The 8084-nt window shown below is 73.5% G+C and carries 10 protein-coding genes, 2 tRNA genes, 1 other RNA gene and 1 pseudogene; 8 read left to right on the forward strand and 6 right to left on the reverse strand.

The features are described from left to right. Together HMPREF3099_RS03910 and ffs are read right to left on the reverse strand one after the other, a co-directional pair. Positions 1-1915 (reverse strand): DNA polymerase III subunit gamma and tau (locus HMPREF3099_RS03910; RefSeq protein WP_070704233.1); only part of this gene is annotated, 1915 nt, incomplete at its 3' end. Positions 1916-2001: 86 nt separating this feature from the next. Then, positions 2002-2098, reverse strand: an RNA gene (ffs, locus tag HMPREF3099_RS03915) — signal recognition particle sRNA small type. 139 nt (positions 2099-2237) lie between these two features. Here ffs and HMPREF3099_RS03920 point away from each other — a divergent pair. Then, positions 2238-2322 (forward strand) — tRNA-Ser (locus HMPREF3099_RS03920). Positions 2323-2450: 128 nt separating this feature from the next. Continuing rightward, positions 2451-3251 (forward strand): LytR C-terminal domain-containing protein, encoded by an 801-nt coding sequence (locus HMPREF3099_RS13240; RefSeq protein WP_070704237.1) that lies wholly within the window; start codon positions 2451-2453, stop codon positions 3249-3251. 52 nt (positions 3252-3303) lie between these two features. Here the strand turns inward: HMPREF3099_RS13240 and HMPREF3099_RS13615 are convergent. Continuing rightward, a pseudogene (locus HMPREF3099_RS13615) lies at positions 3304-3591 on the reverse strand (helicase HerA-like domain-containing protein); the annotation flags it as partial. Positions 3592-3643: 52 nt separating this feature from the next. Between HMPREF3099_RS13615 and HMPREF3099_RS12720 the strand changes: the two are divergent. Both HMPREF3099_RS12720 and HMPREF3099_RS12725 read left to right on the forward strand, forming a co-directional pair. Beyond that, on the forward strand, positions 3644-4183 hold the full coding sequence (locus HMPREF3099_RS12720; protein ID WP_070704240.1) for a LytR C-terminal domain-containing protein: 540 nt from the start codon (positions 3644-3646) through the stop codon (positions 4181-4183). A gap of 31 nt (positions 4184-4214) precedes the next feature. Next, positions 4215-4670, forward strand: coding sequence for an SRPBCC family protein (locus tag HMPREF3099_RS12725; protein WP_070704243.1), 456 nt, complete (start codon positions 4215-4217; stop codon positions 4668-4670). Positions 4671-4759: 89 nt separating this feature from the next. On the opposite strand, the gene HMPREF3099_RS03940 is transcribed toward HMPREF3099_RS12725, so the two are convergent. Both HMPREF3099_RS03940 and HMPREF3099_RS03945 read right to left on the reverse strand, forming a co-directional pair. Continuing rightward, positions 4760-4849: transfer RNA gene (locus tag HMPREF3099_RS03940), tRNA-Ser, on the reverse strand. Between the two features lie 13 nt (positions 4850-4862). After that, positions 4863-5342, reverse strand: a complete 480-nt coding sequence (locus HMPREF3099_RS03945; RefSeq protein WP_070704246.1) for a nucleoside deaminase — start codon at positions 5340-5342, stop codon at positions 4863-4865. A gap of 17 nt (positions 5343-5359) precedes the next feature. Here HMPREF3099_RS03945 and upp point away from each other — a divergent pair, with 17 nt between their 5' ends. Genes upp through def form a run of 4 tightly spaced genes read left to right on the forward strand, consistent with a single transcriptional unit; the run spans position 5360 to position 7556 of the window. Further along, complete coding sequence (gene upp / locus HMPREF3099_RS03950) at positions 5360-5998, forward strand: uracil phosphoribosyltransferase (protein ID WP_070704249.1); 639 nt, start codon at positions 5360-5362, stop codon at positions 5996-5998. A gap of 60 nt (positions 5999-6058) precedes the next feature. After that, on the forward strand, positions 6059-6238 hold the full coding sequence (locus tag HMPREF3099_RS03955) for a hypothetical protein (RefSeq protein ID WP_070704252.1): 180 nt from the start codon (positions 6059-6061) through the stop codon (positions 6236-6238). Next, positions 6228-6920, forward strand: coding sequence for a PH domain-containing protein (locus HMPREF3099_RS03960; protein WP_070704255.1), 693 nt, complete (start codon positions 6228-6230; stop codon positions 6918-6920). The genes HMPREF3099_RS03955 and HMPREF3099_RS03960 overlap by 11 nt, the downstream gene beginning before the upstream one ends. Before the next feature lie 57 nt (positions 6921-6977). Then, positions 6978-7556 (forward strand): peptide deformylase, encoded by a 579-nt coding sequence (gene def / locus HMPREF3099_RS03965; RefSeq protein ID WP_070704258.1) that lies wholly within the window; start codon positions 6978-6980, stop codon positions 7554-7556. 22 nt (positions 7557-7578) lie between these two features. Here the strand turns inward: def and HMPREF3099_RS12730 are convergent. Then, on the reverse strand, positions 7579-8084 hold a 506-nt coding region (locus tag HMPREF3099_RS12730; RefSeq protein ID WP_202816681.1), incomplete at its 5' end, for a hypothetical protein.

Here is an 8084-nt window from a genome sequence, read left to right on the forward strand (position 1 = left end):
CCGGGCCACCGGCGGCACCGGGACCACCCGCAGCACCCCGGCCGCCGACCACGCAGCGGACCCGCGGGGTGAACCCGAGCGCCTCCTGCACGGCCGCCGCCACGCGCTGGGCGTTGTCGCCGCGGTTGAAGCGCTCGGCGATCGGCGGCACCTCGGTGCTCAGCGTGAGGCCCTCGGCGCTCAGCTCGGCCACCTGCATGGACTGCGACACCATCGCCCAGGTCACGCGACTGATGCCCTTGAGGCGGTCCAGCACCTGCGACCACTCGTGGCGCAGCGTCTCCACCGGCACCGGGGCGGCACCGGGGGCGTCGCCTCCCGCTGCCGCCGGCTCCTGTGCCGCCGACGCCCCCACCGTTGAGTCGTCGCTCGTCGGGGTCGACGGACGCTCCTGACCCCCAGAAGCGACGACTCGTTGAGGCTGACGCCCCTCAGTCGCCGGGGCCTCCTGCTGCGCAGCCTCCAGGCGGGCTCCCTGCTGCGGGGCAGCGGCATCCTGTCGCGGGACAGCGGCCTCCCGCACCGGCTCCGACCGCTGCGGCGCGGGGCTCTCCTGCACGGGCGCGGCCGCGGGCGCCTCCGCCCCCGTCTCCCGCACCGTTGAGTCGTCGCTCGTCGGGGTCGACGGACGCTCCTGACCCCCAGAAGCGACGACTCGTTGCACCGGTGCCCCCTGGGCCGGTGCCCCCTGCACCGGTGCCCCCTGGGCCGGGGCACCCTGCTGCGAGGTCTGCTGAACCGGCGCCGCGTCGCCTCGGAAGGCCATCCACCGCTCCACCTTCTCCAGCCGCGCGGCGAACCCGCCCTCGCCCGCGGCCCGCGGCAGCAGCAGCCGCGCCATGATGATCTCCAGCTGCAGCCGCGGCGAGGTCGCCCCCGTCATCTCCGCCAGGCCGCGGAAGAGCACGTCCGAGGCCCGCGAGAGCTCGGCCGCCCCCAACCCGCTGGCCTGCTGGCGCAGCCGCTCCAGCTGGTCGTCCGGCACCCCGGGCAGCACCGCCTCGGTGCCGGTGGGCACGGCGTCCACGAGGATGAGGTCACGCATCCGCTCGGAGAGGTCCTCCACGAAACGGCGCGGGTCCTGCCCGGAGCCCACCACCCGCTCCACGGTGGTGAACAGCGACGCCCCGTCGCCGGCGGCGTAGGCGTCCACCACCCCGTCCAGCAGCTCGGTGTCGGTGAAGCCCAGCAGCGCCGTGGTGCCGGCCAGGGTGATGCCCTCGTCCCCGGACCCGGCGATGAGCTGGTCGAGCACCGACATCGAGTCACGCACCGACCCCCCGCCGGCGCGCACCACGTACGAGAGCACCCCCGGCTCCACGGCGATGCCCTCGCGCCCGCACACCTCGCCCAGGTACTCCTGCAGCACGGTGGGCGGCACCAGCCGGAAGGGGTAGTGGTGCGTGCGCGACCGGATGGTGCCGATGACCTTCTCCGGCTCCGTGGTGGCGAAGATGAAGAGCACGTGCTCCGGCGGCTCCTCCACGATCTTGAGCAGCGCGTTGAAGCCCGCCGAGGTCACCATGTGCGCCTCGTCGATGATGTAGACCTTGTAGCGCGAGTTCGCCGGCCCGAAGGACGCCTTCTCACGCAGGTCGCGGGCGTCGTCCACGCCACCGTGGCTCGCCGCGTCGATCTCGATGACGTCCACCGAGCCCGCGCCGCCGGTGGCCAGGTCACGACAGGACCGGCACTCGCCGCAGGGGGTGTCCGTGGGGCCCTTCTCGCAGTTGAGGCAGCGCGCCAGGATGCGGGCGCTCGTCGTCTTGCCGCAGCCGCGCGGACCGGAGAACAGGTAGGCGTGGTTGACCCGCCCGGTGGCCAGGGCCCGCTGCAGCGGGACGGTCACGTGCTCCTGACCCACCACCTCGGCGAAGGTCTGCGGGCGGTAGCGGCGGTACAGGGCGGTGCTCACGCCCCAGACCCTAGCCGCGACCGGTGACAGTGAGGCCACCGCCGACCACAGGCCCGCACCCCTGCCGGCGCACGCACCCCCGGGACGCAAAGGACCTCCCACGCACCTGGAAGAGCTCTCCTACCCTTGCTGCATTCCTGCCCTGGGGGAGTTCGGAGAGGTACCACCGCGTGGGAGGCCGCTGCACAGTCTACGCGACACCCTCCGGCAACCCGACCCGGTGGCCCACAGCCCGGGGCTGCCCCGCCACGGGGCCGTGCCGGACGACGCGCCGCGACACCGGGATTTCACTCCCGCTTCACCGACGTGTACCATCTCCGGCGGAGGATTCGCATAGCGGCCTAGTGCGCACGATTGGAAATCGTGTTGGGATAAAACCCTCGGGGGTTCAAATCCCCCATCCTCCGCCGATCGAAGGCCCCCCTCGCACGAGGGGGGCCTTCGTCACGTCCGGCGCGGATCGGCTCCCGGCCCCCTCCCGTGTGAGACATTCGGACCCCGCCCACCGGGCCCACCCTCTCGGGGAAGGAACGCCGTGCACCACGCCCGCCTGGCCGCCACCACGACCGCCGTCCTGCTGGCCGCCACCACCCTGAGCGCCTGCGGCAGCCTCGGCCACGAGGCGAAGTACCCGCAGGACCCCGTCCCCGGCCACTGCGACGACTGGGGTGAGCTGCACTCCCCCGACCGCGCCACGGTGCAGGTCAGCGTGCTCAACAACGGCGCCGGTGCCGGTGCGGCCGCCACGGCGGCCCGCGAGTTCGAGGCGCGCGGCTTCACGGTGCTCACCACCGGCAACGAGTCCGACGACGCCCCCCGCGACGCGACGGTGGTGCGCTACGGCCCGATGGGGCTCACCGCGGCCCGCACGGTGGCCCAGCAGATCGAGGGCGCCCGCATGCTGCGCGACGAGCGCCGCAACCCGTCGGTGGACGTGGTGCTGGGCAACTCCTTCGAGCAGCTGGCCCGCCAGCCCGCCGCGACGCCGGACCAGGTGCGCATGAACGTCTTCAACACCACCTCGGCCGTGGGGCGCGCCGGCGAGACCGCGCAGGCCATGCGCGACCGCGGCTTCACCGTGGACAAGGTCGGCAACGACCCGGAGAAGAAGTGGTACCCGGACGACACCGCGATCATCCGCCACGGCGCGGCCAGCGAGCCGATGGCCCGCACGGTGGCCGCCCAGGTGCCCGGCGCCCGCCTCAGCGACGACGGCCGCACCGACCGCACGGTCGACCTCGTGCTCGGCGCGAAGTTCGAGACGGTGAACGAGGACTACACCGAGCCGGAGGCCGTGCCCGAGGCGAAGGAGGGCGGCCGCATCGGCTGCGAGTGAGGCACAGCGCCGGCGCGTCGCTGTCCTGCACGTCCCGCGGCGAGGCGGAGACCTCCATCGTGCCCATGAGCTTCTCGTAGGCCGACTCCGGGTCGAGCCGCTGGCCGTACCGCGCGCGCAGCGGCGAGGCGTCCACCACCTCGTCCATGCGCGGCTGCCCGCACGGCGCCATGAGCGACTGCGGCGCCCGCAGGCGGGTGTGCGCCACGGGCGTGGGCACGCCGCTGTCGGAGAGCACCGTCACCACCGCCTCGCCCGTGCCCAGCGGGCACGCCGGCGGGCGCCACCTCGCAGCGACAGTACAAGCCCCCCCACCCACCGGGAGCGTCACAGGCGCCACGGCCCCGCGCGCCCGCGCCGGCGGGAGGCCCCGCGTCTGCCACAGTTGGCCCGTGCACGATGCCGAGATCCACGACCCCTACGACCCGCGGACCGGGTGGACCCGCCCCGCCCCGTCGCAGGAGCCCCCGCGCCGTCCGGAGCGCACGTGGTCCGACATCGCCTTCTGGGGCGTCCTGTCGGTGCTGGCCCTGGCCGGCATCTACGGGCTCTCGCTCGTGCTGGGCCTGTGGCCCGAGCCGGAGACCACCGCCGCCAACTGCCAGACCGACATCGACGCCCCGCGGGTGTACGTGGCCGACGCGGGAGCCGGCGACACCGCCGTGCGCCGCATCAGCGAGCAGCTGCGCAACCGGGGGGCCGTGGTCATCGGCACCGCGGAGTCCACCGGCACCCAGGGCGGCGCCACCCGCATCCTCAGCGGCCCCGACAGCAAGCCGGCCGCGGAGGCGCTCGCGGAGTGGTTCCCGAAGGCCAAGCAGGTCGACGACGCCCGCGACGGGTTCGTCGCCACCATCGCGCTGGGCCCCCACACCAGGACGGTCGAGTCGTCGGTGTCGGTCGGCCCGGCCACCCAGCCCTGCACCGACTGACCGCCACCCCACCACCCACCGGGAGAACCCCGTGCGCCTGTCCGAGTCCGTCACCGTCCACGCCCCCCTGCACGAGGTGTTCGAGCGCCTCCGGGAACTCGACCAGGCCCAGCAGCACGTCCAGGGCATCGAGTCCATCGAGGTCCTCCACGGCCCGGCCCGCATGGAGGTGGGCACCCGCTGGCGCGAGACCCGCCGCATGTGGGGCCAGGACGCCACCGAGGAGATGGAGGTGGTGGAGCTGGTGGAGGGCAGCCACTACGTCACCGAGGCCGTCCACGAGGGGATGCGGTACACCAGCGGGTTCCGGGTGACCCCCGTGGGCACCGGCCGCGGGGAGGCCACGCGCGTGACCATGGACTTCGCCGCCGAGGCGCTCACCCGCCGGTCGCGCGTGGCCGCGGCGATGATGCGCCCGATGGCGCGGGTGGTGGCCAAGGAGTGCCGCAAGGACCTGCTGGACGTCAAGGCCTCGTTCGAGGGCTGATCCCGCTGGGGCCGCGGCACCGGCTGCCCCTCCCACCCCGGACACACGCGAGGGCGGCCCCGGCATCGGGGCCGCCCTCGCGGTGAAAATGGCGGTGACGGTGGGATTTGAACCCACGAATGGCGTCAACCATTACTCGCTTTCGAGGCGAGCTCCTTCGGCCGCTCGGACACGTCACCGCCCGGTAGGGTACTAGACCCTGCGCGTCACGAAAAACTCACCCAGGGTTCGCCGGCAGTCCGCCTCCCGGACACCTGCGCGCACCTCGGCCCGGTGGAGGGCCGCGCGGTCACGCAGCACGTCCCAGACCGAGCCGCACGCGCCCGCCTTGTCGTCCCACGCCCCGAACACCACCAGCGGGATCCGCGCCTGCCCGATGGCCCCGGCACACATGAGGCAGGGCTCCAGCGTCACCGCGAGGGCACAGTCCTGCAGGCGCCACCCACCCCGCGCCCGGGCGGCCTGGCGCATCGCCACCACCTCGGCGTGGGCCAGCGGGTCCCCCTCGGCCTCGCGCCGGTTCCACCCCCGCCCCAGCACCTGCCCGTCCGGCCCGATGACGACGGCCCCCACCGGCACGTCCCCGCTGGCCAGGGCGTGCTCGCCGGCCTCGAGGGCCCATCCGACCCACTCCTCCTGGGTCGGCCGGTCGGGGTTGTGCACGGTGCTCATTGACGTAAGTTTTCCCCATGCGCGTCCACGTCGCCGACCACCCGCTGATCGCCCACAAGCTCACCCGACTGCGTGACGACCGCACCGACTCGCCCACCTTCCGCCGCCTGGCCGACGAGCTGGTGACCCTGCTGGCCTACGAGGCCACCCGCGAGGTCCGCGTGCAGGAGTGCGAGGTCGTCACCCCCGTGGCCACCACCCGGGGCGTGGAGCTGGCCACCCCCAAGCCGCTCGTCGTGCCCATCCTGCGCGCCGGCCTCGGCATGCTCGACGGCATGGTGCGCCTCCTGCCCACCGCGGAGGTGGGCTTCCTGGGCATGGTCCGCAACGAGGAGACGCTCGAGGCGCACACCTACGCCAACCGCCTGCCCGCCGACCTCGACCGCCGCCAGTGCTACGTGGTGGACCCGATGCTGGCCACCGGCGGCACGCTCGTGGACGCCGTCCGCTACCTGGTGGACCTCGGCGCCGACGACATCACCGCCATCGTGCTCATCGCGGCCCCGGAGGGCATCGCGCGCGTGGAGGAGGCTCTGGCCGACCTGCAGGTGCCAGTCACCCTGGTCACCGGCGCCATCGACGAGAGGCTCGACGAGAACGGCTACATCGTGCCCGGGCTCGGCGACGCCGGCGACCGCCTGTACGGCGTGGTCTGAGGCCGCGAGGGTCGCCGTCTGGCACGATGCCGGGAGACCCCGCCGAGACGAAGAGGACCCATGAGCGTGCAAGACCGATTCAAGAAGCTGCTGTGGTGGCTGCTCCTGCTCTTCATCGTCTACGCGATCTTCACCAGCCCGGACCGCACCGGCGACATCTTCCGGGCCATCGGCGACATCATCGTGCAGGCCTTCCGCAGCCTGGGCGACTTCTACAACAGCGTCCTGGATGGGAACTGACCCACAGATCGACCTCGACCTGGTGGCCCGTTACCTGGTGACGGGTGAACGGGTCGTCATCGCGGTCCGGCGCCACTGGGTGACCGTCGTGGAACCCGTCGGCTCCGCCGTGGCCGGCCTGGTCCTGGTGCTGTGGGTGGGCAGCACCGCCCCGCAGGACCTCGTGGTGGTGGCTGACTTCCTGTGGTGGGTGTGGTTCGCCGTGCTCGGCCGCGCCCTGTTCCTGCTCTGGGAGTGGCGCCGCACCTGGTTCGTGGGCACCGACCGGCGCCTGCTGCTCACCTACGGCGTGGTGGTGCGCCGCGTGGCGATGATGCCGCTGTCCAAGGTGACGGACATGAACTACGGCCGCACGCTGCTGGGGCGCCTGCTGGGCTACGGCACGTTCACGATGGAGTCCGCCGGCCAGAACCAGGCCCTGTCGGAGATCGAGTACGTGCCGAGACCCGACCACCACTACCGGGCGCTGGTGGCCCAGATCTTCGGCGGAGAGCAGGGCGAGGGCGACCCCCTCATGCAGGACGAGGTCGACGACGACGCCCCGCAGTGGGACGACGAGCTGCCGGACACCGGGGAACCCGACGAGGCGTGGGACGACCCGGAGCGCGCGGACGGAGACGACGCCCTCGACGCCTGGGACGAGCTCTGGGACGAGGACCCCCGCGACCGCCGCAGGACCTAGACTCACGGCCCGGGTCCCGCACCCACCCCGCCGTCACCGCCGTCCCGAGGAGCACCCGTGGCCGTCCGCCCCATCACCGTCATCGGACACAAGGCCCTGCACCAGCCCACCAAGAAGGTGCAGGAGGTGACCGACGAGATCCGCACCCTGGTGGACGACATGTTCGACACCATGGAGGCCGCCGAGGGCGTGGGTCTGGCTGCCAACCAGGTGGGTGTGCGCTGGCGCATCTTCGTCTTCGACTGCAGCCACGACCCCGAGGCCGGCGCCGACGCCCGCGGCGTGGTGATCAACCCGGTGCTCGAGAAGCACCACGTCTCCCCGCTGGCCGCCGACCCCGACGAGGACCACGAGGGCTGCCTCTCGGTGCCCGGCGAGAGCTTCCCGACCGCCCGTTCGGACTGGGCGCGCGTCACCGGCACGGACCTCGACGGCAACGAGGTCGTGGTGGAGGGGACCGGCCTGCTCGGCCGCTGCCTGCAGCACGAGACCGACCACCTGGACGGGCACCTCTACGTGGAGCGCCTCTCGCCGGAGGACAAGCGCCGGGCCCGCGAGGCCGTCAAGGGCCGCGGGTGGGAGGCCCGCGGCATCACCAAGTGGGACCCCACCACCCAGACGGCCGAGAAGGTCTGACAGGCATCGACCCCGGGGCCGCTCAGAGCCCCTGGAACTCCCACTGCAGCTGGTCGGCCCGGGCCTGGCTCACCTGCGCACCGGCGAGGTCGCCTGCCGCCTTCTGTGCCCGCGCCAGCATGCGCCAGGCCGAGAACAGCTCGGGATTGCGGTGCACGTGCTCCCGAGCCCCCAGGACGGCCAGGTCCGGCCGCCCCAGGGCCAGCAGCGCGCCCTGCTGGGCGGTGCGCGACGCGTGGTCGTCCGGCCCCATCGCCAGCGCCCGCAGGGCGAGCGCCAGCCCGGTGTCGGCGTCCCCGGTCTGCACGGCCGCCATCGACTGCCACACGAGGCACCGCTGGTCGAGCCCGATGCCGGGGCACCGGCGGGTGAGGGCCTCGTACTGCGGCCGGGACGAGGCACCGAAGTCGGGATTCCACGGCGTGCGACCGGCCGCCAGCGCCGTGGCCCGGCCCGCCAGCAGCACCTCCGGGTTGGGGTCCCACGGCGCGGCCCGGTGGGTGCGCTCCAGCCCCGCGGCGGCACCGG

This window comes from Kytococcus sp. HMSC28H12 (assembly GCF_001816045.1).
In the GTDB taxonomy this organism is placed as follows: domain Bacteria; phylum Actinomycetota; class Actinomycetes; order Actinomycetales; family Dermatophilaceae; genus Kytococcus; species Kytococcus schroeteri.

Bases quoted from the DNA above. Each gene is read 5' to 3' on its own strand.
- HMPREF3099_RS03945 (WP_070704246.1), bottom strand. From the start codon at position 5,342: ATGAGCACCGTGCACAACCCCGACCGGCCGACCCAGGAGGAGTGGGTC.
- upp (WP_070704249.1), top strand. From the start codon at position 5,360: ATGCGCGTCCACGTCGCCGACCACCCGCTGATCGCCCACAAGCTCACC.
- HMPREF3099_RS03955 (WP_070704252.1), top strand. From the start codon at position 6,059: ATGAGCGTGCAAGACCGATTCAAGAAGCTGCTGTGGTGGCTGCTCCTG.
- HMPREF3099_RS03960 (WP_070704255.1), top strand. From the start codon at position 6,228: ATGGGAACTGACCCACAGATCGACCTCGACCTGGTGGCCCGTTACCTG.